We start from the raw sequence: 25,017 nt of genomic DNA, 5'->3' as shown, positions 1-25,017 counted from the left end.
TATCGAAGTGACTTTGTCGGCTCTGCGCTGAATGCAGGGCCGACTCATTTTTATGGAGGGATGATCGGTGCTTCTGTTTTCTGTTTTAGCGGCAGCAACTGCGCCGGGTCTCGCCTTATTAATGTATTTTTACTTGAAGGACAGATATGAATCTGAGCCGCTGCACATGGTTATCAAAGTGTTTTTGCTCGGCTTTTTGGTGGTACTGCCTGTCATGATTTTTCAACGTGGGTTGCTGCTTTGGCTGGGGGATAGCACGTTATTTCAGGTATTCGGCATTTCGGCCGGAGTGGAAGAGTTTTTCAAATGGTTTTTGCTGTACCACTTTATATATAATCACACCGAGTTTGATGAACCTTATGACGGTATTTTGTATGCCGCCGCAATCTCCCTTGGATTTGCAACCGTTGAAAATCTGTTGTACGCATGGGCAGGCCACGCTTCTGTTAGTATGATGCTGATGAGATCATTGCTTCCAGTATCCGGTCATGCGATGTTTGGAGTCATGATGGGCTATTACATGGGGAAGGCCAAGTTTTCAGAGGACTGGAAAAGCAAATATATGTTGCTTCTGTCACTGGTACTTCCGTGGTTCTGGCATGGCATATATGACCTGATTCTAACGACAATTTCGCATGACTGGATCTGGTTTATTATTCCTCTGATGGCATTCCTCTGGTATGGAGGGATGGCGAAAATCAGTAGGGCCAACAACCGCTCTCCATTTCGACTATTCAAACGGGAAGAAAAGGTTAATATGTAACGAATTGGGGCACACTGATCTGACAAACCTGTTAGAGAGAGGTGTCTTTTTTTTGCGTATTAAAGTGAGAATACATTGTAAAAGGTGTGGTGAACGTTTCGTACTGAGAGGACGGATGGAGCAAGGGGGTGTTCAGACCGGCTTTAAGCGCTGTATCTGCGATCACTGTGAGTTTATTATCGAAGTTATGGAAAACCATGCATAAGAGAGCATTCTTCTTGTCACACTATCGTTAGTGTACTTGAAGAAAGGAGACTCCCAAAATGTATAGACGACTTAGTACCGTAATGTTTCCGATTGTGACCCTGATTATGATAGGAGCTTTTGTGTGGGGTTATCGGGAAAGCCAGATGAGAAAAGAGGTGTCTCTTCAGGCAAATAGCATGTCGATTAAAGCGGAAAATCAATACCAGCGTGCGTTCCATGATTTGTCGTTTCGTATGGACCAGTTGCACTCCCAACTTGGTAACGCGGTTGCTGTCCATAATACTTCACACGCGATGCATCGCAAATGTTTGATGAACGTGTGGAGGATTACAAGTGAGGCCCAAAATGATGTTAATCAGTTGCCTCTCAATATAATGCCATTTAATCATGCAAAGGATCTGTTGTCGCATCTATCTGCATTTGCGTATCAGACGTCTGTCCGTGATTTGGATCACGAGCCATTGAACGAGAAAGAATTATCAAACCTGAAAACCTTATACACTAATTCCAGAGAAATTTCGAAGAATATGCATGAAGTCCGGCAAAAAGTCCTCAGCAAAAATTTGCGTTGGATGGATGTCGATACAGCGCCAGGCTCAAAGACCGGGCCTAAGGACAACACCATTATTGACGGCTTCCAAACGGTAGACAAAAAGGTGGAGAACTATAAGGAGCTGGATTGGGGACCATCCGTGGCTAGCATCTATAATAAGCGCTCTGTGAAGAAGCTGAGTCTTCCTGCTGTGAACGCGGAGCAAATTAAGCGGAATGCGGCAGAATTTACAGGGAAACCGGAAAGCCAAATCCGTGTCCATGAAAATGGTAAAGGAACGGAATGGGCCTCTTATACAGCTACTCTGAATAACAATCAGAAGCCTGTAGCCAGCATGGACTATACCAAAAAAGGCGGCAAGCTTATTTCTTATCATGATATGAGAACGGTTGGCCCGAAAAAATCAACTCGCAATGAGGCAATCCGCTATGCGAGTGAATACCTCCAACGTAAGGGATATCCGGGGATGAAGCCTGTTTCTTATGATGAAAGTGGAAATTTAGCCAGCATCACATTTGCCACTCTACAAGGGGATGTGATCATCTATCCAGAAAAAATCACAGTTAGATCCGGTCTGGATAACGGGCAAGTGATCGGTTTTCAATCAAGTGACTACGTGTACGAGCACAGCCATCTCCGCCGTATTCCGAAGGCTAAGCTGGATGTGAAGGCAGCACGTGCGAAGCTGAACCCTGAGTTTCGTGAGACTTATCACCGGAAAGCGCTAATTGAAAATGAACTGTCCAAAGAAGTTCTGTGTTACGAATTTGGCGGGAAAATCAACGGTTCCATTTATCGAATCTACATTAACGCTGACACGGGGATGGAAGAAACGATTGAGCAAGTTAAAGATTCGGACGAACCGGCTTCTGGAAGTAACGTTTAAGAGTAAATAGGGTAAATACGTAAAAATGAACCATTAATCACGCTAGACCTCCTTCATTAAGGAGGTTTTTTTGTACTTTTGACATGGTTATAACAAATATAATGCTTAAAATAGGCACAAAGTCGTGGTATTATATACCTTAATAAGGCTTTTAAATGGACAAGGATGGTGGGCGGTTTGTTTCCTGCAATTAATGATGTGCTATATATACAAGTGGCTGGTACCGATCATGCGGATGAACATTTTGAATTTAAGTCGCGTATTGCGGAAGAGGAATCCCAGAACTTTCTAATAGAAATACCCATGTCCCAAACGAGCGGGCAACTGAAAAAACTGTTTTTAGGAGAAGAATTGTCGATATTTTTTATGAGCGAGGGCGGGATAAAAAACTATTTCAATACCCATGTTACTGGTTTTAAAGAGGATGTGCTCCGGATGGTCCGCATTCACAAGCCTGTCCCAGACAGCATCAGCAAAATTCAGCGTCGAAATTTTCTACGGGTTCAGGCCAACCTGGAAATAGCAGTAAAGTATGGATTAAACGAATCGAGGTTTGTAGCTGAGACGCATGATGTAGGAGGCGGAGGCGTTTCTTTTCAGACTCAAGAATCACATCACCTGGAAGAAGGTGAATCATTGTCCTGCTGGATTTTAGTCCCTTATAAAAATGGAACTCAGGAGCATGTCCCGTTCCAATCCGAAATTGTACGTATTCAGCAAATGGAAAATGGTCGCAGGCTAATCATGCTGAAATATGAGAAAATTGCTGATCAGGAGCGTCAAAAGCTTATCAAATATTGCTTTGAACGTCAGTTGGAATTCCGGGGGAAATAGCAATCATCCCGGTTTATTCTTTTTTTGTTAGCCTGCCGTTCATTTTGCATCAACTCTGAATGTGTGGTATAATTTTCACGTCGCAGGCAATGCCTGCTTTTTTCTTGAGGTTAGGTTAGGAGGAATTACCCGTTGGCAAGGCAACATGTATCTTCAAGTAATAAAATAAATGTAGCCATTGATGGACCTGCTGGTGCAGGGAAAAGTACGGTGGCCCGCTTGGTAGCGAAAGCACTTTCTTATGTCTATGTAGATACCGGAGCGATGTACCGGGCAGCAACTTGGTACATGATGTGCAGGGAAATTCCGGCGGAAAATGTACAAAAAGTGCTCCAATTTGTGCCTGAGCTGGCGATTGAATTAGTACCGGACCCTACAGGCCAAAAGGTTTATTGTAACGGGGAAGATGTAACGACAGTGATTCGTTCGATGGAAGTGACAGGCAAGGTGTCACAGTATTCGAGTATTGCGGGGTTACGTTCGCGTTTGACTGAAAACCAGCGTGAAATGGCCGCGCGTAAAGGTGTCGTTATGGATGGTCGCGATATTGGAACCACTGTGCTTCCTGATGCGGAAGTCAAGGTGTTTATGACCGCAAGTGTTCAGGAACGTGCCTCTCGCCGGTTTAAAGAACTAGGCGGAGCTGATGATATCACTCTGGAGCAGCTTGAACGTGACATTGCGGCGCGTGACAAGCTTGATGAGGAGAGGGAGGTATCCCCGCTTCGTTGCAGTGACGACGCTATCGTGCTGGATACGACCCATATGGGCATTCAGGATGTCGTCGATACTATTGTATCTTACTGCACCACGGCGAAGGATGGAGAGATCAGCCAATGATATATGCTGTATGCGTCCGTATTTTGCGTCTCATATACCGCTTTCTGTTCAGACTTGAGGCGGTAGGCAGCGAAAATGTTCCCGCTGAGGGCGGAGTACTGTTATGTTCTAATCATATTAGTAATCTGGACCCTCCGACAGTTGGCATTTTGCTGGATCGAAAGGTTCATTTTATGGCGAAAGCCGAGTTATTTAATACTCCTGTACTTGGTCCGTTGATTGACAAGCTGGGAGCTTTTCCGGTCAAGCGCGGTGGTGTGAGCAAGGAATCCATTAAGCTGGCCTTGACCATTTTGCGTGACGGCAAGGTTATGGGAATCTTTCCAGAAGGCTCCAGAGGAGCCGGAGGAATCGGTAAAAAGGGTGCTGCCAGCTTTGCGCTGCGTAGTGGAGCGGCTGCCGTTCCGGTCGCCATTGTTGGTGATTACAAGCTTTTCCGTAAAACGAAAGTGATATACGGCAAACCTGTTAATTTGGATGCTTTCCAAAAAGGCGCCGTTATCGAAGGAGATCCACTTGAGCTGGCAACAGAAGAGATTATGTCTCGTATTCGTACAATGCGAGACACCGGCAAGCCTACGATTAACTGAAAGGCTTGCATGAATTGTGTCTAATCTCGGAAAACTAGAACAGAAATTTATCAGTGTTTTGAACTCTGCTACGCGCAGGTTTAAATAAATGGTTTTTTTGAATTGAGGAGGGTATTGACATGTCGGAAGAAATTAAAAATCAAGAAGCTGCTGAAGCGGCAAATCAAGACGAGCTCGATCAAATCGTCTCCCTGAAAAAAGGTGACACCGTTAAAGGTACAATCGTGAAATTGGAAGATAACCAAGCGGTAGTAAGCATTGGATATAAATACGATGGGATTATTCCAATTCGCGAGTTGTCTTCTGGTTTGGACAACGCAGAAGAAGCAGTACAAGTAGGCCAAGAGGTTGAAGCTAGAATTATCAGCATCGACGACGGCAAAGAAAAACTTGTCCTGTCCAAACGTGCAATTGACAGTGAAAATGCTTGGGAAAAGCTGGAGCAGCTGTTTGAAAGTAAAGAAGTACTTGAAGTGGTTGTTAATGATGTCGTTAAAGGCGGCATCGTTGTAGACGTGGGTCTGCGCGGATTTATCCCTGCATCCATGGTAGAACGCCATTTCGTCGAAGATTTCAGCGATTATAAAGGCCGCACATTGCGTGTTGTCGTGAAAGAGCTGGATCGTGAGAACAACAAAGTAATCCTTTCTCAAAAAGACGTTCTAGAAGCAGAATTTGAAGCCAACAAGCTTAAAGTAATGGCTGAGCTGAAAGAAGGACAAGAAATCGTGGGTACGGTTCAACGTCTCACTCAATTCGGTGCTTTCGTTGACGTAGGCGGCGTGGATGGTTTGGTTCACGTATCTGAAATTGCCTGGACTCATGTTGACAAACCTTCCGATGCGGTTTCTGAAGGAGAACAAGTAAAAGTGAAAGTCCTGAAAGTGGACCCTGAAAAAGGAAAAATCAGCCTGAGCATGAAAGCTGCACAGCCTGGTCCTTGGGAATCTGCTGCTGGACAATTTAACAACGGTGATATTGTAACAGGTGTTGTTAAACGTCTGGTTAACTTCGGTGCATTCGTTGAAATCGCTTCTGGCGTGGAAGGTTTGGTTCATATTTCCCAAATTTCCCACAAACACATTGGAACTCCACAAGAAGTTCTGGAAGAAGGACAAGAAGTTAAGGTTAAAATTCTTGAAATGAGTCCTACTGAAAAACGTGTTAGCCTGAGCATTAAAGAAACTGAGGAAGCTCCAGAAGCTGCTCCAAGAGCAGAAAGAGCGCCACGTGCATCCCGCGCGCCTCGTGAGGAACTGAACAATCCGAACGTTTCTTTGAACAATTCGGGTCTGAGCATTACGCTTGGCGAACGTTTTGGCGATAAACTGAACAAATTTAAATGAGTTTGAATCAATACACTTTATAAGCATAACGTACACCATCGGCGGACCCAGAGGGTTCGCCGATTGTTGTTACGTGACAATATCGCTAACAGGCATGTTTTTTGCTATGATGAGAGCGGAAGAATTGACAGGAGGAGTGAATGTATGGCAAGACCCGTTGTGGCTATTGTCGGTCGTCCGAATGTGGGTAAATCCACCATTTTTAATCGGATTATCGGGGATCGTTTATCCATAGTGGAAGATAAGCCTGGAATCACCCGTGACCGTATTTATGGTATATCGGAGTGGAACGGTAAATCCTTCAGTATTATTGATACTGGCGGCATTGAGATTGATGGGGAAGATGAAATTTTGAAATCCATCCGGATGCAAGCCGAACTAGCTATAGAAGAAGCAGATGTTATTGTATTCATGAGTGATGCGAAGGCAGGGATTACGCAATCTGATGAAGAGGTAGCCCAAATGCTGTATCGTTCGGGCAAGCCTGTTATTGTGGCTGTAAACAAGGTGGACAATCTGGAACGTGCGGATCTGATTTATGAATTTTATTCTTATGGATTCGGCGACCCCATTGCCATTTCCGGTAGCCACGGTATAGGTCTTGGTGACCTGTTGGATGCAATTACGTCCAAATTGCCTGAGCTGGAAGAGGACATTTATGAAGAAGATGTGATCCGTGTTGCCTTGATCGGTCGCCCGAACGTAGGTAAATCCTCGCTCGTTAACGCCATTCTGGGAGAGGAACGGGTTATTGTTAGTGACATTGCAGGCACAACGCGTGATGCAATTGATACGCCTTTTGAAAAAGACGGTCAGAAGTATGTGCTGATTGATACGGCGGGTATGCGCAAACGTGGTAAAGTATACGAGACGACAGAAAAATATAGTGTGATGCGTGCCATGCGTGCTATTGAGCGTGCAGATGTCGTACTGGTCGTTATTAACGGCGAGGAAGGTATTATTGAGCAGGATAAGCACATTGCCGGTTACGCTTATGAAGCGGGTAAAGCCTCGCTGTTTGTTGTAAACAAATGGGATGTCGTGGATAAGGACGATAAAACGATGCGCCAATTTGAAACTAAAATCCGCGATCACTTTTTGTTCATGACCTATGCTCCGATTGTGTTCTTGTCTGCGAAAACAAAGCAGCGCTTGCAAAAGCTACTCCCTGTTGTCCAGCATGTGGCGCAGCAGCATGTCTTGCGTATTCAGACGCATTTGCTGAACGATGTTATTTCCGATGCGGTTGCGATTAATCCTCCGCCAACTGACAAAGGACGCCGTCTGCGTATTAACTATGTGACTCAGGTTGCTGTTAAGCCACCTACGATGGTTGTATTCGTCAATGATCCGGAAATGATGCACTTCTCTTACGAGCGTTATCTGGAGAACAAAATTCGCGCCGCCTTCAACTTTGAAGGAACTCCAATTCGTATCTTTACACGGCGCAAGTCTGACGAAAGTTAGGAGCGAATAGGTTGATTTTACAAATCGTTGCCATCGTACTCAGTTACTTGCTTGGCTCTGTGAGCTTCAGTCTGCTGTATGGAAAATTAAAAGGAATCGACATTCGCCAGCATGGAAGTGGCAATGCCGGCGCGACGAATACGCTTCGCGTGCTAGGAAAAGGCCCTGCCATTCTGGTACTGCTGCTGGACGTACTTAAAGGGATTGTTGCGGTGCTGATTGGGCACTGGCTTGGCGGAAATTCACTCTGGTTACCGGGTTTGTGTGGCGTTGCGGCGATTGCAGGTCATAACTGGCCGGTATATTTCCACTTTCGTGGAGGAAAAGGTATTGCTACCGCCATTGGTGTATTGGTCTCGATTGCAATAATTCCGGCATTGTATGCCGGAATTATTGCGATTCTCGCAATCGTAATTACGCGTTATGTTTCTCTTGGCTCGCTGATTTTTGTCATTTTGACCCCTTGGATCTTGCTGGTACTTGGTTATGAATGGCCGTTCTTCTGGACGGCTCTGGTTATTTGTGTGTTTTCTGTGTGGAGACATCGCACCAACATTGCCAAACTGGTACAGGGGAAAGAAAACAAACTTGGCTCCAAAGGAGGAGATCGTCTTGTCTGAGAAAATAGCTGTGCTGGTCGCGGGCAGTTGGGGAACGGCTTTGGCTTCCGTCCTTGCGGCCAATAACAACCATGTCTCTGTCTGGACGAGAAACGAACAGCAAGCTGCTGAAATCAATGAGAAGCATACGAATGACCACTATTTACCTGGCTCCATTCTGTCTGAACGGATTATGGCTACAACCGATATGGGAGTTGCGGTGTCTGGTGCTAAAGCAGTCGTAATCGTAGCTCCTTCCGCTGCTGCGCGTCAGGTGGCGCGTAGTCTGAAAGCATTCTTTAGCAAGGACATGCTGATTGTGCATGCCATTAAAGGCTTTGAAACAGAAACACTCAAACGTATGTCCACGGTGATTTCAGAAGAGCTGGAAGTCGCGGAGGGTGATATTGCCGTGCTGTCCGGTCCGAGCCATGCGGAAGAAGTAGTGCGGAAATGCCCTACGACGGTTGTCGTAGCATCATCTAATGAGAAGGCTGCACAGGCTGCACAGGAGCTGTTCATGAACTCTTATTTCCGTGTATATACGAACCGGGATTTGTTGGGTGTGGAGTTATCTGGAGCGTTGAAGAACATTATCGCTCTGGGAGCGGGGATGTCGGACGGATTAGGCTTCGGGGATAATGCAAAAGCCGCTTTGTTGACCCGTGGGTTGGCAGAGATTACACGTGCCGGAGTAGAAATGGGAGCCAATCCGTTGACCTTTTCCGGGCTTGCGGGTATAGGCGATCTGGTCGTCACCGCAACGAGCCGTCACAGCCGTAACTGGCGTGCAGGCTCGTTGCTTGGGCAGGGGCAAAAGCTTGATGATGTGCTAGAATCCATGGGCATGGTAGTAGAAGGCATTCGGACGACAAAGGCAGCCTATGCGATCTCGCAAAAGCTGGGCGTTCAGATGCCTATTACTGAAGTGCTGTACGGGGTACTATTTGAAGGACGTGACGTCCGTAAGGCCGTTGAGGCGCTCATGGGGCGCGACCCGAAAACCGAAATGGAAGTTATGCCTTTGCAAACATGGGAACAATGGCATTCGTAAAGGTTTAGCTACACATAAAAACATACAAAAGGCTGTCTCGCAAGTGGATTCTATCTACGGCTGAGACAGCTTTTTTCAGTTAGGCGTATGGCATGTCTTTTGTAAGCTTAATCACCTTTGGCCTCCACCATTCATACACTGAGTTGAGCAATGGCGGAGGAGGGGAGAATGTGAGTAAAAACTTTCCGAAAGATGCGTTGAAGGCCATTAACAAAAAAGGCGGCAAAAACATATCTGAAAATGCGGTGAAAAAGCTGGCAAGCACCGTGAAAGCGGACACGCTTCAAAGTGAAGCACAGTTGCGTCAGCTGATAAAGCAGGTATCTGCGATGGCCAACATTCCGGTGTCGGAGGATACAGTAAGGGATATTGTCGGTGCCGTCAAAAAGAGCGGAATGAATCCTTCCAATATGGAAGCGTTGATGAAAATGATAATGAAAAAATAAAAAATTCGGCCGTATACCGGCTGATTCTATTCTCCGTGAACCGAACAGGTTCACGTTTTTTTATTTTCCAGCAGATTCTCGTCTGCTCTCTTGTGCATAAAATGTCGAACTACCCACCATAACATGTTATAATGTTGCCCAACAGGAAACGGGATGATGGATTGAAAGGGAGGAAACAATGTGATGAAGGCTATACCTTCGGTGCGATTGAACAAGCTGCCTCATGAGCTGACGGCTGCGCTGAGCAGCTTGGCGGACGGCTGGGAATCCGTTGCTGTTCCGTGGATGCTGGGAGGAAGCTGTTCGCTGCTTGTGCAGGGGGTTGAGCTGGATCGATTGCCCCGAGATATTGATATTTACGCAGATATTCACGCAGCAAAGGAGCTCCATGCGAAAGCACCGGGTATAATGATCGATCGACAGCAGGTAGATCGTAGTGGTTCATACGTTTCATTACTGAGCCACTATGAGCTGGAGGGATTTCCAGTTGAGCTTGTGGGTGGTTTCGAGGTGCTGTGTGAGGGAGCTTTATATCGTTTGGAGGTCGAGCGGTTGCTATGGACGGCTGGAATCCGACTGGACCTGGGGCGTTCTTCACTGCGTCTGATGCCACTCAGTCATGAGCTGCTATTTAATCTATTACGAAACCGCTCCGACCGATATGAGGCGATTGCAGACGCCATAAAGCGTGATCCACAGCGACATATAGCCGTACTGAACCAACTGCTGATCAGCAACATTTGGACATATGACCAACTGGCTAAGCTACAAGAGCTTTTGCCGTGGCCCGAGTTGCATTTCAGAAGCTGAATGAAGCTGTAATTGGCAGGTTCGTGGTTGCTAAAAGAATGGAGGGCCGTTCATGGATGTGCATATTACGTTTAAGCCATCAGACAGGCGCGTACAGGTTGGTCAAGGCACGACATTGCTCCATGCCGCACGTAAAGCGAACGTGTTTATTCCAACCCGTTGTGATGGAAAAGCGGCCTGTCTCATGTGCAAGGTGCATATTTCACAGGAATGGGCTGTACACGCAGGCCAGCCAAGTGATGCAGAGCGCCGCAAGCTGGGATCTCTGCTGGATGAAGGCATCCGCTTGTCCTGTCAGGCTCGCGCCCAGAGTAATGTTGAGGTGATGATACCAGAGGATAAGCTCAAGGCTGCTGTTCGGCGACAGCTTGAGCGTCAGGCACAGGAAGACGAACTGTGGTAAAGCTTAAACTCATAAGCATAAGAAACAAAGGATGTTATCCGACGACTATGAAACTTATACCCTAAAGTGAACGCTCAAAAAAGTGTTCCTAATATGGGTGCCAGTTTGCTTAGTAAGTCAGAGAGACATCCTTTTTTTATTATAAATCTAGCATCGAAGTCATGGGGAATCCCCGTCACGCATATATTAGGTGAGTGGACCCAAACGTAAAATATCGTTTTGCAGTAATCTCTGTGACGTACTCTATTTTTTCGAAAAACTAAACATATTTTACGGAGGGGATACATATGATGGTATCAGTCCAAATGCATGTACGAGTTTACGCCGTTTCGCCGATTCCATCAGTCTCCTGAACCTCGGCGGCGGACGACTTCCGGGCATTTTAAAGGCTGTTCTGCCGCATCTGGGATCAAGCAGTTGGTTGAACACGAAGCGGATGCTCATTAAGCATTTTTCCTTCGGAGACTTTTGAGGAGGGGATTTCATTGGAGAAAGTGGACATTTTTAAAGACATTGCCGAACGAACCGGAGGAGATATTTATCTTGGGGTCGTCGGCGCAGTCCGAACAGGTAAATCAACTTTTATCAAGCGGTTTATGGAGACGATTGTTCTGCCGAACATTACAAGTGAGGCGGACCGTGCCCGCGCCGTAGATGAGTTGCCACAAAGTGCGGCAGGGAAAACGATCATGACGACAGAGCCTAAATTCGTACCGAATAATGCCGTCCAGATCAAAGTAACGGAAGGACTGGATGTGAATGTCCGTCTGGTCGACTGTGTAGGATACGCAGTAGAGGGTGCGAAGGGCTACGAGGATGAAAATGGTCCGCGGATGATCTCCACGCCATGGTTTGAAGAACCGATTCCGTTTCAGGAAGCGGCGGAGATTGGCACGCGCAAGGTCATTCAGGAGCATTCGACGCTCGGTGTTGTCGTCACGACAGACGGCACGATTGCGGAGATTCCGCGTAGCTCTTATGTAGAGTCGGAAGAGCGAGTCATTGAGGAGTTGAAAGAGGTAGGCAAGCCGTTCGTGCTGGTCATCAATTCCACGCATCCGCGCAGCGATGAAACACTTCAACTTCGCAGTGAGTTGGCAGCCAAGTATGATATTCCTGTCATGACGCTCAGTGCAGCAACGATGACAGAAGATGATGTTACAGGCGTGCTTCGTGAAGTATTATATGAATTTCCAGTGCATGAGGTGAATGTGAATTTGCCGAGCTGGGTTATGGTACTGAATGAAGATCACTGGCTGCGCAGCAATTATGAGAATTCCGTCCGCGATACGGTAAAAGACATTCGACGCCTGCGTGATGTAGACCGGGTGGTTGGCCAGTTTATGGAGTATGAATTCATCGACAGGGCCGGTCTGAGCGGGATGAATATGGGTCAGGGTGTGGCGGAAATTGATCTGTTTGCACCGGATGAGCTGTACGATCAGATTTTGGTCGAGGTGGTCGGGGTAGAGATTCGCGGCAAGGATCATCTGCTGCAAATGATGCAGGATTTTGCCCATGCCAAACGGGAATATGACCGCTTCGCCGAGGCGTTGGAAATGGTCAAGACGACCGGATACGGCATTGCTGCTCCGTCGTTGGCCGAGATGGCGCTGGATGAACCGCAGCTCATTCGTCAGGGCACCAGATTTGGTGTGCGGCTCAAGGCCACAGCGCCTTCTATTCACATGATTCGTGTCGATGTTGAATCGGAGTTTGCTCCGATTATCGGAACAGAGAAGCAAAGCGAGGAGCTTGTGCGCTATCTAATGCAGGATTTTGAAAATGACCCGATCAAAATTTGGGAATCGGACATTTTCGGACGCTCGTTGCATTCCATTGTGCGTGAAGGCATTCAGGGCAAGATCGCAATGATGCCAGACAATGCACGCTACAAGCTTCAGGAAACGTTGGGCCGCATTATTAACGAAGGCTCCGGTGGTCTGATTGCTATCATTCTTTAAACGTAAGTAAATGAAGATGGTGTAAGAAACAATAACGCAGAGAGCTATCCGCTCTTTGCGTTATTTTGATGTGCAATTGTCGTATTTTGTCATATATGATCGTAAAATATTTTTTGTATTTATAAAACCTATTTACATACTTGGTTTAACGCGATATATTAAGTATCAAATTTGAATCATTTTGTTGAATGAACGAGGGGGAAACGAAGCATGAATATCCAAAAAAATAAAAAGCTGGGACTAGGGGCTATGATGCTGCTGGTGCTGGTTTTGCTGGTCACTGCATGTGGTGCGCCGAAAACAGAGAATGGTGCTCAAGGGACAAGCAGTACAGGATCGAACACTACAGATGCAAAAACAGACAGTTTAAATTTAAAAGGCAAACGAGTTGCATTAATTATGGAGTTTAACACAGGAACGTTCTCACAGCAGTATGTTCAGGGCGTGGAGGAGGAGGTTAAGAAATTTGGCGGTACGCTGACCAAATTTGTGGCAGACAACGATAAAGCTAAAATGGCCTCCTTGCTCGATAGCGCGATTAATCAGCAGTTTGATGTCATTTTGACGGATCATGGTGATGCGTTGCTGGAAACAGGATTAAAAAAAGCGATTTCTCGCAATATCCCGGTTATCGTATTCGATGCTGCGGTCAACGTTCCGGGGGCTGTCGTACTTTCACAGGATGATCAAAGCATGGCCGAGCTGACGCTGGAGCAAATGAAAAAGGATATCGGCGGCAAAGGGAACATCGTAAAAGTATGGGTTGCCGGGTTTGCACCGATGGAGCGTCGCCAGGTTGCTTACGATAAGTTTTCCAAAGCTAATCCGGATATTAAAGAAATTGCAACTTTTGGCTCAGCTCAAAACCCAGCTCTGGACACCCAATCCAAAATGGAGGCTGTGTTGAAACAATATCCTAAGGGTGAAATTACAGCGGTTTGGGCTGCCTGGGATGAATTTGCCAAAGGTGCAGCACGCGCCATCCAGCAGGCTGGACGCACGGAAATTAAAGTCTACGGTATTGATATGAGTGACGAGGATCTGCAAATGATTCAGGACCCGAAAAATCCTTGGGTAGCTTCGGCTGCTGTAGATCCTACAGATATCGGACGTGTACAAGTGCGCTATGCATATCAGAAGCTGCATGGGGACAACCCGGAGGAGCAAGTGGTATTGAAGGCGGTCTATGTGCAGCGCGAAGCATTGCCGGATAAGCAAATTTCCACATCCGAGCTGTCTCAATATGTAAAAGGATGGGGCAAAAGCGAGCAAGGCTACAAGGATTGGATGAAAGAATATGAAACGGCCAAATAAACTTTAGGATAAAGCATAAGGCGCGCTTCGGCGCGCTTTTATCATAAGCAGGCGTGAGGGAGGTACCATGAGTTCACAAGTGTATACACTGGAAATGAAGAAAATCAGCAAACAGTTTGCTGGTGTGGATGCGCTGCGGTCCGTGGATTTTACGGTGCATGGCGGCGAAATTCACGCTCTGCTGGGCGCAAACGGAGCAGGTAAAAGTACACTGATGAAAATTTTATCCGGCGCGTATCGTTCCGATCAGGGAAGCATTGTAGCAGGAGGCAAGGAGCTGAGCATTGGTTCACCGTGGGAGGCGAAGAGAGCGGGGATTCACTGTGTCTATCAGGAGGTCGATTCGGCGCTTGTGCCGCAGCTGAGCGTGGCGGAGAACATTGTACTGGATGATTTGTCTGCACCTGAAGGGCGCTGGTGGGCTGCGCCGGGTTCTATGCGTAAACGTGCGCGCGAGGCGTTGGGACGGCTGGAGGCCGATATTGATGTGCGGCAATACGTTTCTGAGTTGACGTTGGCTGAAAAGCAGCTAGTACTCATTGCGCGTATTTTGACACAGCAAGCAAATACAATCATTTTCGATGAGCCTACAGCGCCGCTCAGCGAAGAAGAAACGCGGCGCTTGTTCCGCACCATCCATACGCTCAAGGCGGAGGGTGTTGCATGTATTCTTATCACGCACCGATTGCTAGAGGTCATCGAACACAGCGACCGCGTTACGGTGATGCGTGATGGGGAGCAAGTATTCACGGGTTCATCCTCTGATTTGAGTGTAGGCGACATCGTTACGCATATGCTTGGTAAAACATTTGAGGAGGAATTTCCGAAAACGGATGCTCCTATCGGTGAAACGGTGCTGGAAGCCAGAGGGCTTTACAGGGGATTACGGGTCCACGGTGTCGATTTGCATGTCAGACGCGGGGAGATCTTGTCTATCGTAGGTTTGGTCGGTGCGGGCAAAACGGAGCTGTCCCGGCTTCTTACAGGCGCCGATAAGCCCGATAAGGGGGAACTGGTCTTCAAAGGTCACTCCATTCGTCTGAGAGAGCCTGCAGACGCGATAGTTCAGGGGATTGTGTCCATACCTGAGGAACGGCGCAAGCAGGGTGTATTCATCGAAGAGACGGTAGAACGAAACCTTAGTCTTCCGCTATTGGGCAAGTTGAGTGTGCTTGGTTTTATCAGTCGTCGCAAAGAACGTACAAATGGTAACGAAGTCGTTGCTTCCCTTGGCATTAAGACGCCATCTCTGCGTCAGAACGTTAAATATTTGAGTGGCGGGAATCAGCAAAAGGTTGCGATAGGTAAATGGCTGCATTCCGGGGCAGATGTGTTTGTTTTTGACGAGCCGACCAAGGGTGTGGATATCGGGGCAAAAAGTGATATTTTTCGTATCATTGGTGAATTGGCGGCCCAGGGAAAAGCGGTCATCTATCTAACTTGTGAATTTGCTGAGGGCATCGGTATTGGTGATCGGATTGCGGTGATGTATGACGGAAAAATAATAAAGGAATTTGCGCGGGGCGAAGTGGAGCAGGAACAGCTTCTGTTGTATGCCAGCGGCGGTGAAGAGGTGCATTCATGAAGGAAAAATGGTTAAATGTCTCCTTTCGTTATGGGGCTATAGTCGTAATTATAGGTGTGTTGGCATTTTTTTCAGCCACATTGCCCTATTTCTGGACGTATGATAATTTGATGGACATTCTTGGCTCAATTGCGATTGTGACTTTTGTCGCAATTGGTGTGACGTTGTCTCTTATCGTGGACGGTTTTGATCTTTCGGTGGGTGCTACGGTGTCTCTGACTACTATTGTTTCAGCTTCATTGATGGTCTGGTATGAACAGCCTGTTGCGGTGGTCATTATTGTGTCTCTGGTTGTCGGTGCGGTGGTGGGACTACTGAACTCATTGTTGATCGTTAAGCTTCGTATTCCCGATTTGCTGGCAACCCTTGCGATGATGTATATTGTAAGCGGGATTCATAAAACGTATGCTCAAGGCTACACCATTTATAATCATATGCAGTTTCCTGATGGCAGCAAGGCGCCAGGAGAGATATCTCCTGCTTTTCTTATTTTGGGACAAGGCAAATGGCTGGGCATCCCGATTTCGGTTATTTTGCTGCTGCTAGCGGTAGCGGCAGTGCATATTTTCTTAACCTACACAAAGCATGGGCGTCAAATGTATGTGACCGGAGGAAATGAGGAAGCAGCTCGTCTGTCAGGCATACGGGTAAAAAAAGTCCGGACACTGGCCTATGTCGCTTCAGGCGTATTTGCGGCCATTGCTGGTATTTTGTATGCTTCGCGAGTAGGATCGGGCCAAATTGATGCAGGATCTCCCTTGCTGATGGAAGCAGTAGCCGCGGTTTTTGTCGGCTTTTCGGTCTTTGGAGCGGGTAAACCGAATGTCATTGGCACGTTTATCGGTGCGGTTTTGATCGGGGTATTGGTGAACGGTCTGACGATGATGAACGTGCAGTATTTTGCTCATGATATCGTCAAGGGAGTTGTGCTGGTGCTCGCGCTGGCCATCACTTTTTATGTGCTAAACCGTCGCCGTACTTGAAATTGTCTGTGGACTGTATTACTATAAACCTTGTTCCACGCAAGAAGGGTGCCATAAAACGCCAGTTTCGGCGATATTGTCTCTATATTGCGGAGGTTAGGTATATTCTATGTATATTTAACGGCGAAACGGAAACAGATGATAACATTATGCAAGGCATATGCCGCCCGGGTTATTTTATACAGGCGACTTCATATCGGTTCTACAACACCGATAACCTTAATGCTGGACTACACTTGAATTGGGAGGTGAATATTATGAATAAAACGGATTTGATCAATCAGGTTTCCGAAAGCACTGAATTGTCCAAAAAGGACGTAACTAAAGCCGTTGACGCTGTATTCGAAGCGATCTCCGGAGCGCTACAAAACGGAGACAAGGTGCAACTGGTAGGTTTCGGGAACTTTGAGGTTCGTGAACGTTCTGCACGTAAAGGACGTAACCCGCAAACAGGAGAAGAAATCGAAATCCCTGCGAGCAAAATTCCGGCATTTAAACCGGGTAAAGCGCTCAAGGACGGAATTAAATAAGATTTCTTACATATTCCCATTGCGCTGGAAAGACCGTGAATTTGATTCACGGCCTTTTCTTTTTGTCCTGTTATTCCGTAGCAGATGCTATGCGGGACGAAGAAGGGGAAGCAGTTCTGTCGTTCCATGAGGCATAGGCGATCAGCACCAGCGGTTCACCCGTCAGCTCGGCAAATTCATGCTCCAACTGCTGAAGCCGCTCTACTTGGTCAGGGCTCAGATTAGCGGGACGATAGTTTTTCATCAGAGTTGCTCCTTTCGTTAGCGGGGACTGCACGGATAGTATGGCTCGGGACCCGGTAATTGTTGCAGTTTGCGCCAAAAGCATGTGGTTGACAAAACAAGCTCGAATCTCCATCATAAAAAGTATAGCTTCGGCTCTCAGGGGGGAAATGGATATGGAAGATAACGTGAAGAGTAGTAGTGAGTACGTTGTGATTAAAGCAAAAAGCAACGGATGTCAGGTTTTTGGTTTGACAAGAGGCCAGGATACACGCCTGCACCATTCAGAAAAATTGGACAAGGGTGAGGTGCTGATCGTCCAATTTACGGATCATACCTCTGCTATTAAAATTCGCGGCAAGGCCGTTGTGATGACCAAGCACGGGGTCGTGGATACAGAGGATTAAAATGCAGGCATAGCCTGCTTTTTTTTGTTGTACAATGAGAGTGAGGACCTTTACCGTAGCAAACCCATAACAGGGTAGGGGTCAGGGGAGGCTCTGATGAAACCTTGGATTGTGCTATGCGGCTCGATTCTCCTAACCACCGCCGCTGCTGTACTGCTACCATCCTTACAGGCGCTGGATTCGGGAACCGCAGCTGTTCGGGAGACACAGGCGACGATATCGTCGCAGCAGCGGGTGCTGCTGACTGATGACAATCTGGTGGATACGCTGGAGGAGCTTTCTTTGACGACACCAATTGCCAGCGTAAGCTGGGAACATTCAGTTCTGACTCTGGATGTAAAGCTGTCCAAGGAAGAAACTGCCCCGCTTGAAATCTATCAAAATATGGCGGAGATTGCCGCCTTTAGTTTTTATGGAACAACGAACGTACGGCAATTACTGCTTCGGGTAGTGACGCAGGACGAATGGTCAGGAGAACGGCATCTTCTGCTGGCATCCGATATACGCCGGAATGAATGGACGATTGAAGCACTGGATCAGCTGAGAAGCCGGGAAGGTGCGGACTTGCCGGAGGAACTGAAAGCCCGCTTCCATATTACGGTAACTCCTATGTGGCAAAGCAGGTTTAACGGTGTATACACAAATTAGGTATTTCTGTTGTTAGACCTACAGTACTTTAGTCGCGAATCATTTTAAATTGTGATATAATATAAGGCATTGCAATTATTTGAGTACACCAGAAAGTCATGGCTCGGAGGCTTAGGATGAAACCGTATCGCGTACCCCAATTAGCAAGGAAATATGTGGAATACGACATGATTCAACAACATACGGAAATGCCGGCTTTTCCTGACAGTCGTACCCGCCTGTTGTTTATGTTTTTGAACCGGAATGCGCAGGAGCTACATGCCAGCGAGGAAGAGCTCTACGCATTGGTCACCTCGCTTTTGCAGATGGGGCTGGATACGCATGATATGATTGATACTTTATCCGGTATACGAAGTCCGGAGGAAATGCGTTCCAGACAGCTGAAAGTGTTGGCTGGGGATTATTTTAGCAGCCGCTTTTATCAGCTGCTTGCATTGGCAGGCCACATCACGACCATTTCGAAGCTGAGTGATGCTGTATGTGAAGTGAACGCTGGTAAAATGAGCCTGTATTGGGAGATGAAGCATCTCCGTCTGAATTCGGCACGGTATTTAACTCAGATGGTTCGTTTTAAAAAGGAGCTTTTTCTATCCTTTACTTCCCTTGTGGCAGAGCAGGATCGGGAAGTCTGGGAGCAGCTTCTCAACGAATTTTCCCTCTGTGATACGCTGGCAGAGGAATGGCACAAGCGTACAGGATCGGACAAGTCCCGTTTCGGATATATGTTCTGGCATGTTTATAGTAATGCTGACCAGAGCGAACGGGAACTGCTGTCTGAGAGTGGTTCAGACACTAATGTATGGTACAAGCTTGTTCTGAAGTACAAAGCCGAGGACGCGATACTGAACAAACTCCAGACGACTGTTACACACATCCGACAGATCCTGTCAGATGATCAAAATACGGGGATCGAGGAATTCGAACGCATGCTGGAGCCTTTCCTGAAGCTGCTGAATAGTCCACACCCGGTTGTGAGGGAAGGTTAGGTGAACGTCATGGGATCAAGCGACACCAAGCCGAAAGAGCAATTCGTTCATGGCGTGTTTGAAAGCATCGCGGGTAAATACGATTTGATGAACGATATACTGAGCTTTCGCAGACATAAGGCTTGGCGTAAATTTACGATGAAAAAAATGAACATGCACCATGGGAATACGGCAATCGACCTTTGCTGTGGTACGTGTGACTGGACGCTCGCGATGGCGCGTGCAAGTGAAAGTGGTCACATCGTAGGGCTGGATTTTAGCCAGAACATGCTGAATGTAGGCGAGCGCAAGATTACATCAGAAGCCCGTGAAAAGCAGATCATGCTTGTTCAGGGCAACGCGATGGAGTTGCCTTTTGAAGACAATTCTTTTGACTACGCGACGATTGGCTTCGGTCTGCGTAATGTGCCTGATTTGCGCCGCGTATTACAGGAAATGCAGCGTGTCGTCAAACCTGGCGGGCAGGTTGTATGTCTGGAACTATCCAAGCCTACATGGCAGCCGTTCAAGGGGATTTACTATGCATACTTTAAACACATCCTGCCCATGCTCGGCAAATTGTTCGCCAAACGTTATGAGCAATACAAATGGCTCCCTGATTCGTTGGCGCTTTTTCCGGGAAGGGATGAGCTGGCTGGCATCTTCCGTGAAGTCGGATTAAAGGATGTACAGGCTCATTCTCTCACTGGAGGCATTGCGGCATTGCATATTGGAATCAAGGAGAGTCAGCATGTTTAAGAAAATTGCTATTTTTTTGGAAATGATTAAAATTGAACATACGTTATTTGCGCTCCCATTTGCATTTATGGGGGCTGTATTGGGGTCAGTTGTTGTGACAGGCACGCTTCCTTCGTGGTCACAGATCGGATGGATTTTGCTGGCTATGGTCGGCGCACGTAGCGCGGCTTTCGGTTTCAATCGTATGATCGACCGTGTTATTGATGGGAAAAATCCGCGTACGGCAGGACGTGCCATCCCGGCGGGGCTGCTCAAGTCCAGCGAAGTGGTTCTTTTTATTATTGTTAGCTTGGCGCTACTATTTTGGGCATCGCTCAATTTAAGTGCATTGGCGTTCAAGCTGTTCCCACTGGCTTTTTTAATGCTTGTTTTTTATTCCTATACCAAACGTTTCACCTGGCTTTGCCATATTGTGCTTGGCTTGACAATTGGCTTGGCGCCACTGGGTAGCTGGGTAGCTGTGACTGGGCAAATAGATATGACGGCAATTGTTTTTTATCTCACCGTTGCCTTCTGGACGGCTGGCTTTGATATTATTTATGCTTGCCAGGATATTGATTTTGACCAGAACGAGGGGGTTTACTCCATTCCTGCCCGTTTTGGTATAGCAGGTGCGCTTAAAATTGCTCGTGCATTCCATGTGATTACGGCGATCGGGTTTATTGTGATGTTTTTTATTGCTGATTTAAGCTGGTGGTATCTGGCGGGCATGATTATTTCTTATATGATGTTATTTTATCAGCATTATATCGTTACTCCGAAGGACCTGAGTCGTTTGCAGACAGCGTTCTTTACGATGAACAGTGTGCTTAGCATTGTTGTATTTACTTTTACACTGGTTGATTTGGTGGTGCGTCAATACTTATGAATCATAATCAGGTGAGCAACCATCAAGGCAAACGAATCGTTATTGGCATTACAGGCGCGAGCGGAAGTATTTATGGGATACGACTGGTAGAGATACTGCTGGATTTGCAATACACCGTTCACCTGATTGTTTCCAACGCCGGCTGGCGGGTACTGAAAGAGGAATTAGGCTGGAACGTGACTGACCGGGAAGGGGCTCTGAATGACAAATTCGGAGGCCGTCCCGGTTCTCTTGTATACCATCCGTTTACGGATATTGGCGCTTCGATTGCGAGTGGCTCATATTTGGTGGACGCGATGGTTATCATGCCCTGCTCGATGGGAACATTGTCCGCAGTGGCGCATGGCTCGTCCGATAATCTCATGGCGCGTGCAGCAGACGTGATGTTGAAGGAAGGCCGTCCGCTCATTTTAGTGCCGCGTGAGACACCGCTGCATGCCATTCATTTGGAAAATATGCTTAAGCTTGCAAGGCTCGGGGTCAAAATGATTCCTGCTATGCCGGCTTTTTACTTTCATCCGAAGACGCTGGATGATATCGTACTGTTCCTCGTAGGCAAAGTATTGGACAGCTTGCGTATTGAACATCAACTGTTTACGAGATGGGGGGATTCCGATGCCGACACCGGACACCAAGACAATCACAATCGGAAAAATTAAATATACAAATGCTTGGCCCGTTTTTCATTATTTTAATCCTTCACACCTCCTCCATCCGGCGGAGCTGGTTTCCAGAGTCCCGGCTGAATTGAACCGCAGTATGCTGAAAGGAAATCTGGATATCAGTGCGATGTCCTCCTTTGCTTATGCATCCGGTGCCGAAGATATGCTGCTGTTGCCAGATCTGTCTGTCAGCGCAGACGGTCCTGTGCAATCCATTTTGCTGTTCTCTCGCAAGCCGCTCGATGAAATTAAAAACGGAACAATTGCGTTGACGAATACATCTGCTACATCCGTGAATTTGCTGAAAATTTTGATGCAGAAGGCGTGGGAAGGCCAACCTTCTTATTTCGACTGCGAGCCGGATTTGGATTTGATGCTGGAGCAGGCGGATGCGGGGCTGTTGATTGGAGATCATGCAATCAAGGCATCCTGGCGGCGTGATGGTCTGTACGTTACGGACCTTGGAGAAGAGTGGAAACGCTGGACGGGGTACAGTATGACCTTTGCCGTATGGGCAGTACGCCGTGCTTTTGCTACACAGAATCCTGATGCGGTGACTGAAGTAGCGAATGCATTTCGTGCAAGCAAGCGGCGCAGCCTGTCTGATCTGACGTCTGTTATCTCCGAAGCCTGCAAGGAAATTGGAGGTCTGCGGGATTATTGGGAGCGCTACTTTACTAATCTGTGTTATGATTTTGGAGAGAAGGAACAAAAGGGTTTAGAGCTATATTTTCAGTATGCGCATGAACTGGGGCTGCTTGACCGACGAGTGAAGCCGCTTCTCTGGAGTGACAATACGCTGACACGGGTGAAAGAATGAAACGATTGGATTTGTTTGGTTTATTAAAGAAGGATATGAACTTCATAGAAGAAGAGCTGTACCGCAGCATCGACAGCACAGAGCCGTTGATTAATGATACGTCGCTTCATCTGCTCAAAGCGGGAGGCAAGCGTTTGCGGCCGGTATTTGTACTGCTGGGAGGCAAGTTTGGGGAATACGATCTGGACAAGCTCAAACGCATAGCGGTACCGCTGGAACTGATTCATTCTGCTTCCCTCGTTCACGATGATGTGATTGACGATGCGGAGATGAGGCGCGGCCAGCCAACTGTGAAGTCCAAATGGGACAATCGGGTGGCCATGTACACCGGAGACTACATATATGCACGTGCGCTTTCGATCGTCGCGGGACTGCCGAATCCAGACATTCATCGGGTGCTGTCCAAGGCACTGGTGCAAATGTCCATCGGTGAAATGGAACAAATTCGCGATTTTTTTAACGTGGATCAGAGTGTACGTAATTACTTGCTTCGCATACGTCGCAAAACGGCATTGTTGATTGCGGTCAGCTGCCAATTGGGAGCTATGGCTGCGGGTGCGAGGGAAAGAGTAAATTCTCTTTTGTACACCTATGGCTACAATGTAGGTATGGCCTTTCAAATTCAGGATGATTTGCTCGATCTGTGTGGCACGGAAAAAAAGATTGGCAAGCCGCCGGGCAGTGATATGAGGCAGGGGAATATTACGCTTCCGGTGATTTATGCGCTAGGACAGCCTGAGCTGCGTGACGATCTATTGGCTGAAATCGGTCGTATTCAGGCTGGGGACGGGCAGGGAGATGCTCGCAAAGCGGTGGATATGATTAAAAAAAGTGAAGGAATCGCTAAAGCAGAAATTCTCGCCGACCGATATATAAAAAAAGCGCTATACGCGCTGGACTTACTGCCAGATGTCAAAACGAAAAAGACGCTGCGCGATATTGCTCATTTTGTTACCCGCCGCTCCTACTAAAGTTGTGTCTTGGGACTGCTGTGACAAAATACTTTAACCGTTTCCAAGCTTTCTGTTATAATACAGATTAGTACTGTATAAATACATTAGATTGGATTGGGAGTGAGTCGATGGATCGTACGTTTTTGATGGTTAAACCGGATGGAGTACAACGCGGACTAATTGGACGTATTATTAGTCGTCTGGAAGACAAAGGCTTCAAAATGACGGCTGGTAAGCTTGTGCAGGTATCTAGAGAACAGGCGGAACGGCATTATGCGGAGCATGTGGGCAAGCCCTTTTTTGAAGAGCTTGTAGGCTTTATCACTTCTGGTCCTGTATTCGCCATGGTTTGGGAAGGGGATAACATCGTTAGCCTGTCCCGCCTGCTGATTGGTAAAACACAAGTGACAGAGGCTCTTCCGGGTACGATCCGGGGAGACTTTGCTGCACATACACCGTTTAACCTCATTCACGGTTCAGATTCACCGGAGAGCGCGGAGCGCGAGATTGCGAATTTTTTCACGCCGGAGGAAACCGTTCGGTATGAAAAAAGTGTGGCGACCTGGGTGTAAGTTTAATTTCGAATGAAGAAGGATGGTAGCATGACGGATATGGAACTGGGTCAGACGGACCCCGATTACACAGCGTTTATCCGCAAAATCAAGGACAGCACAGGTATTGATCTTGCACAATACAAGGAAGCACAGATGAAAAGGCGGTTAACGACGCTTCGCAACAAAAACGGGTTTCCCAGTTTTGTTTCTTTTTATGATGCCATGATGAAAGAAAAGCCCCTGTTCTATGAATTTCTGGATCGGATGACGATCAATGTTTCAGAGTTTTGGCGTAATCCCAATCGGTGGGAAGTACTGCGGGATACGATTTTGCCACAGCTGCTTGCAGGTAAGCAGAAGCTCAAGCTGTGGAGTGCGGCCTGCTCGACTGGCGAGGAGCCGTACAGCTTGGCTATGGTGCTAGACGGCAAGGGAATTTTGGGGAATTGCTCCATTACGGCCTCTGACATTGATGACGGCGCACTGGCTAAAGCCAAGGAAGGCAGATATTTGGAGCGTTCGCTCAAGGATGTGCCTGAACAGGTAGCTAGTAAGTATTTCAAGCCGGATGGTGCGATGTATCGAATTGACGACCGTTTGAAGCAGGCTGTGAAATTTCAAAAGCAAAATTTACTTCTGGATCGGTTTGAGGACGGCTACGATCTCATTATCTGCCGTAATGTCATGATTTATTTTACGGAAGAGGCCAAGCATAAGCTGTACCAGAAGTTTGCTGCCAGTCTTCGTCCCGGCGGTGTGCTGTTTGTCGGCAGTACAGAGCAAATTTTTTCTCCAAACCAATATGGTCTGGAATCAACGGAAACCTTTTTTTATCGTAAAAAAGCATAAGCCTGGACATATAGTCCATTGTTTTGTAGCTAGCTGTGCCTAACAACGAGTACGTTGGCTGTTGTCTTATCAGAAGCGCACGTCCTTTGGCTTTGACCAAAGGGCGTGTTTTTTTGTTTATCTGCACTCTCGTGGC

At 47.2% G+C, this 25,017-nt stretch carries 28 protein-coding genes; 27 read left to right on the top strand and 1 reads right to left on the bottom strand.

Features of this window, described 5'->3' with window-relative positions; all coding sequences use genetic code 11:
- Positions 1-67 precede the first annotated feature (67 nt).
- The 17 genes from prsW (at position 68) to ACIFQM_RS20085 (ending at position 17,174) form a co-directional block, all read left to right on the top strand.
- Positions 68-763: a glutamic-type intramembrane protease PrsW gene (gene prsW / locus ACIFQM_RS20165; protein WP_430042731.1), complete on the top strand. Its 696-nt coding sequence runs from the start codon at positions 68-70 to the stop codon at positions 761-763.
- A gap of 263 nt (positions 764-1,026) precedes the next feature.
- A complete protein-coding gene (gene ypeB, locus ACIFQM_RS20160; protein WP_430042733.1) occupies positions 1,027-2,409 on the top strand; it encodes a germination protein YpeB in 1,383 nt (460 codons plus the stop codon).
- A gap of 177 nt (positions 2,410-2,586) precedes the next feature.
- Positions 2,587-3,243 carry a flagellar brake protein gene (locus ACIFQM_RS20155; protein WP_430042735.1) on the top strand — a complete coding sequence of 219 codons (657 nt, stop codon included), beginning with the start codon at positions 2,587-2,589 and terminating at the stop codon, positions 3,241-3,243.
- A gap of 132 nt (positions 3,244-3,375) precedes the next feature.
- Positions 3,376-4,083, top strand: a complete 708-nt coding sequence (gene cmk / locus ACIFQM_RS20150; RefSeq protein WP_430042736.1) for a (d)CMP kinase — start codon at positions 3,376-3,378, stop codon at positions 4,081-4,083.
- Positions 4,080-4,673, top strand: a complete 594-nt coding sequence (locus ACIFQM_RS20145; RefSeq protein ID WP_430042738.1) for a lysophospholipid acyltransferase family protein — start codon at positions 4,080-4,082, stop codon at positions 4,671-4,673. The genes cmk and ACIFQM_RS20145 overlap by 4 nt, the downstream gene beginning before the upstream one ends.
- 119 nt (positions 4,674-4,792) lie before the next feature.
- Entirely contained in the window at positions 4,793-6,019 is a 1,227-nt protein-coding gene (rpsA, locus tag ACIFQM_RS20140; protein WP_430042740.1) for a 30S ribosomal protein S1, read from the top strand.
- A 144-nt stretch (positions 6,020-6,163) separates the two neighbouring features.
- Entirely contained in the window at positions 6,164-7,486 is a 1,323-nt protein-coding gene (der, locus tag ACIFQM_RS20135) for a ribosome biogenesis GTPase Der (protein ID WP_430042742.1), read from the top strand.
- Between the two features lie 11 nt (positions 7,487-7,497).
- Entirely contained in the window at positions 7,498-8,106 is a 609-nt protein-coding gene (gene plsY, locus ACIFQM_RS20130) for a glycerol-3-phosphate 1-O-acyltransferase PlsY (RefSeq protein ID WP_430042744.1), read from the top strand.
- The gene (locus tag ACIFQM_RS20125) at positions 8,099-9,139 is read left to right on the top strand and encodes an NAD(P)H-dependent glycerol-3-phosphate dehydrogenase (RefSeq protein WP_430042746.1); all 1,041 of its coding nucleotides are present in this window, start codon (positions 8,099-8,101) and stop codon (positions 9,137-9,139) included. Before plsY ends, ACIFQM_RS20125 begins: the two co-directional genes overlap by 8 nt.
- Before the next feature lie 170 nt (positions 9,140-9,309).
- On the top strand, positions 9,310-9,585 hold the full coding sequence (locus tag ACIFQM_RS20120; RefSeq protein ID WP_430042748.1) for a stage VI sporulation protein F: 276 nt from the start codon (positions 9,310-9,312) through the stop codon (positions 9,583-9,585).
- Between the two features lie 183 nt (positions 9,586-9,768).
- Positions 9,769-10,395 carry a hypothetical protein gene (locus ACIFQM_RS20115; RefSeq protein ID WP_430042916.1) on the top strand — a complete coding sequence of 209 codons (627 nt, stop codon included), beginning with the start codon at positions 9,769-9,771 and terminating at the stop codon, positions 10,393-10,395.
- Positions 10,396-10,447: 52 nt separating this feature from the next.
- Positions 10,448-10,798 (top strand): 2Fe-2S iron-sulfur cluster-binding protein, encoded by a 351-nt coding sequence (locus tag ACIFQM_RS20110; protein ID WP_430042751.1) that lies wholly within the window; start codon positions 10,448-10,450, stop codon positions 10,796-10,798.
- Between the two features lie 485 nt (positions 10,799-11,283).
- The gene (gene spoIVA / locus ACIFQM_RS20105) at positions 11,284-12,762 is read left to right on the top strand and encodes a stage IV sporulation protein A (RefSeq protein ID WP_137063472.1); all 1,479 of its coding nucleotides are present in this window, start codon (positions 11,284-11,286) and stop codon (positions 12,760-12,762) included.
- 210 nt (positions 12,763-12,972) lie between these two features.
- On the top strand, positions 12,973-14,076 hold the full coding sequence (locus ACIFQM_RS20100; RefSeq protein WP_430042754.1) for a sugar ABC transporter substrate-binding protein: 1,104 nt from the start codon (positions 12,973-12,975) through the stop codon (positions 14,074-14,076).
- A 67-nt stretch (positions 14,077-14,143) separates the two neighbouring features.
- The gene (locus tag ACIFQM_RS20095; RefSeq protein ID WP_430042756.1) at positions 14,144-15,661 is read left to right on the top strand and encodes a sugar ABC transporter ATP-binding protein; all 1,518 of its coding nucleotides are present in this window, start codon (positions 14,144-14,146) and stop codon (positions 15,659-15,661) included.
- The gene (locus tag ACIFQM_RS20090; RefSeq protein ID WP_430042758.1) at positions 15,658-16,644 is read left to right on the top strand and encodes an ABC transporter permease; all 987 of its coding nucleotides are present in this window, start codon (positions 15,658-15,660) and stop codon (positions 16,642-16,644) included. The genes ACIFQM_RS20095 and ACIFQM_RS20090 overlap by 4 nt, the downstream gene beginning before the upstream one ends.
- A 257-nt stretch (positions 16,645-16,901) precedes the next feature.
- Entirely contained in the window at positions 16,902-17,174 is a 273-nt protein-coding gene (locus ACIFQM_RS20085; RefSeq protein ID WP_014282101.1) for an HU family DNA-binding protein, read from the top strand.
- Between the two features lie 70 nt (positions 17,175-17,244).
- Here the strand turns inward: ACIFQM_RS20085 and ACIFQM_RS20080 are convergent, their stop codons facing one another.
- The gene (locus tag ACIFQM_RS20080) at positions 17,245-17,418 is read right to left on the bottom strand and encodes a hypothetical protein (RefSeq protein WP_430042759.1); all 174 of its coding nucleotides are present in this window, start codon (positions 17,416-17,418) and stop codon (positions 17,245-17,247) included.
- 154 nt (positions 17,419-17,572) lie between these two features.
- Between ACIFQM_RS20080 and mtrB the strand changes: the two genes are divergently transcribed.
- From mtrB to ACIFQM_RS20030, 10 genes are all read left to right on the top strand, one after another.
- Positions 17,573-17,803 carry a trp RNA-binding attenuation protein MtrB gene (mtrB, locus tag ACIFQM_RS20075; protein WP_430042760.1) on the top strand — a complete coding sequence of 77 codons (231 nt, stop codon included), beginning with the start codon at positions 17,573-17,575 and terminating at the stop codon, positions 17,801-17,803.
- Positions 17,804-17,899: 96 nt separating this feature from the next.
- Entirely contained in the window at positions 17,900-18,451 is a 552-nt protein-coding gene (locus tag ACIFQM_RS20070) for a hypothetical protein (RefSeq protein WP_430042762.1), read from the top strand.
- Between the two features lie 116 nt (positions 18,452-18,567).
- The gene (locus ACIFQM_RS20065; RefSeq protein ID WP_430042764.1) at positions 18,568-19,437 is read left to right on the top strand and encodes a heptaprenyl diphosphate synthase component 1; all 870 of its coding nucleotides are present in this window, start codon (positions 18,568-18,570) and stop codon (positions 19,435-19,437) included.
- Positions 19,438-19,446: 9 nt separating this feature from the next.
- Positions 19,447-20,175: a demethylmenaquinone methyltransferase gene (locus tag ACIFQM_RS20060; protein WP_430042766.1), complete on the top strand. Its 729-nt coding sequence runs from the start codon at positions 19,447-19,449 to the stop codon at positions 20,173-20,175.
- Positions 20,168-21,043 (top strand): UbiA-like polyprenyltransferase, encoded by an 876-nt coding sequence (locus ACIFQM_RS20055; RefSeq protein WP_430042768.1) that lies wholly within the window; start codon positions 20,168-20,170, stop codon positions 21,041-21,043. Before ACIFQM_RS20060 ends, ACIFQM_RS20055 begins: the two co-directional genes overlap by 8 nt.
- Positions 21,040-21,702: a UbiX family flavin prenyltransferase gene (locus ACIFQM_RS20050; RefSeq protein ID WP_430042769.1), complete on the top strand. Its 663-nt coding sequence runs from the start codon at positions 21,040-21,042 to the stop codon at positions 21,700-21,702. The genes ACIFQM_RS20055 and ACIFQM_RS20050 overlap by 4 nt, the downstream gene beginning before the upstream one ends.
- Positions 21,659-22,525 carry a menaquinone biosynthetic enzyme MqnA/MqnD family protein gene (locus ACIFQM_RS20045; protein WP_430042771.1) on the top strand — a complete coding sequence of 289 codons (867 nt, stop codon included), beginning with the start codon at positions 21,659-21,661 and terminating at the stop codon, positions 22,523-22,525. The genes ACIFQM_RS20050 and ACIFQM_RS20045 overlap by 44 nt, the downstream gene beginning before the upstream one ends.
- Positions 22,522-23,496, top strand: a complete 975-nt coding sequence (locus ACIFQM_RS20040) for a polyprenyl synthetase family protein (RefSeq protein WP_430042772.1) — start codon at positions 22,522-22,524, stop codon at positions 23,494-23,496. The genes ACIFQM_RS20045 and ACIFQM_RS20040 overlap by 4 nt, the downstream gene beginning before the upstream one ends.
- A 110-nt stretch (positions 23,497-23,606) precedes the next feature.
- Positions 23,607-24,050: a nucleoside-diphosphate kinase gene (ndk, locus tag ACIFQM_RS20035; RefSeq protein WP_430042775.1), complete on the top strand. Its 444-nt coding sequence runs from the start codon at positions 23,607-23,609 to the stop codon at positions 24,048-24,050.
- Between the two features lie 30 nt (positions 24,051-24,080).
- On the top strand, positions 24,081-24,881 hold the full coding sequence (locus ACIFQM_RS20030) for a CheR family methyltransferase (RefSeq protein WP_014282091.1): 801 nt from the start codon (positions 24,081-24,083) through the stop codon (positions 24,879-24,881).
- The last annotated feature ends 136 nt before the right edge of the window (positions 24,882-25,017 follow it).

Source organism: Paenibacillus sp. NRS-1782 (genome assembly GCF_050467685.1).
Classification (GTDB): domain Bacteria; phylum Bacillota; class Bacilli; order Paenibacillales; family Paenibacillaceae; genus Paenibacillus; species Paenibacillus terrae_A.
Note: the sequence above shows the minus strand (reverse complement) of the source record. Positions and strands in the feature narration are given on the sequence as shown.

Coding starts and splice junctions, on each gene's coding strand:
- ypeB (WP_430042733.1), top strand. CDS start 1,027: ATGTATAGACGACTTAGTACCGTAATGTTTCCGATTGTGACCCTGATT.
- ACIFQM_RS20145 (WP_430042738.1), top strand. CDS start 4,080: ATGATATATGCTGTATGCGTCCGTATTTTGCGTCTCATATACCGCTTT.
- rpsA (WP_430042740.1), top strand. CDS start 4,793: ATGTCGGAAGAAATTAAAAATCAAGAAGCTGCTGAAGCGGCAAATCAA.
- der (WP_430042742.1), top strand. CDS start 6,164: ATGGCAAGACCCGTTGTGGCTATTGTCGGTCGTCCGAATGTGGGTAAA.
- ACIFQM_RS20115 (WP_430042916.1), top strand. CDS start 9,769: ATGAAGGCTATACCTTCGGTGCGATTGAACAAGCTGCCTCATGAGCTG.
- ACIFQM_RS20110 (WP_430042751.1), top strand. CDS start 10,448: ATGGATGTGCATATTACGTTTAAGCCATCAGACAGGCGCGTACAGGTT.
- ACIFQM_RS20100 (WP_430042754.1), top strand. CDS start 12,973: ATGAATATCCAAAAAAATAAAAAGCTGGGACTAGGGGCTATGATGCTG.
- ACIFQM_RS20095 (WP_430042756.1), top strand. CDS start 14,144: ATGAGTTCACAAGTGTATACACTGGAAATGAAGAAAATCAGCAAACAG.
- ACIFQM_RS20090 (WP_430042758.1), top strand. CDS start 15,658: ATGAAGGAAAAATGGTTAAATGTCTCCTTTCGTTATGGGGCTATAGTC.
- ACIFQM_RS20085 (WP_014282101.1), top strand. CDS start 16,902: ATGAATAAAACGGATTTGATCAATCAGGTTTCCGAAAGCACTGAATTG.
- ACIFQM_RS20080 (WP_430042759.1), bottom strand. CDS start 17,418: ATGAAAAACTATCGTCCCGCTAATCTGAGCCCTGACCAAGTAGAGCGG.
- mtrB (WP_430042760.1), top strand. CDS start 17,573: ATGGAAGATAACGTGAAGAGTAGTAGTGAGTACGTTGTGATTAAAGCA.
- ACIFQM_RS20070 (WP_430042762.1), top strand. CDS start 17,900: ATGAAACCTTGGATTGTGCTATGCGGCTCGATTCTCCTAACCACCGCC.
- ACIFQM_RS20065 (WP_430042764.1), top strand. CDS start 18,568: ATGAAACCGTATCGCGTACCCCAATTAGCAAGGAAATATGTGGAATAC.
- ACIFQM_RS20060 (WP_430042766.1), top strand. CDS start 19,447: ATGGGATCAAGCGACACCAAGCCGAAAGAGCAATTCGTTCATGGCGTG.
- ACIFQM_RS20055 (WP_430042768.1), top strand. CDS start 20,168: ATGTTTAAGAAAATTGCTATTTTTTTGGAAATGATTAAAATTGAACAT.
- ACIFQM_RS20050 (WP_430042769.1), top strand. CDS start 21,040: ATGAATCATAATCAGGTGAGCAACCATCAAGGCAAACGAATCGTTATT.
- ACIFQM_RS20045 (WP_430042771.1), top strand. CDS start 21,659: ATGCCGACACCGGACACCAAGACAATCACAATCGGAAAAATTAAATAT.
- ACIFQM_RS20040 (WP_430042772.1), top strand. CDS start 22,522: ATGAAACGATTGGATTTGTTTGGTTTATTAAAGAAGGATATGAACTTC.
- ndk (WP_430042775.1), top strand. CDS start 23,607: ATGGATCGTACGTTTTTGATGGTTAAACCGGATGGAGTACAACGCGGA.
- ACIFQM_RS20030 (WP_014282091.1), top strand. CDS start 24,081: ATGACGGATATGGAACTGGGTCAGACGGACCCCGATTACACAGCGTTT.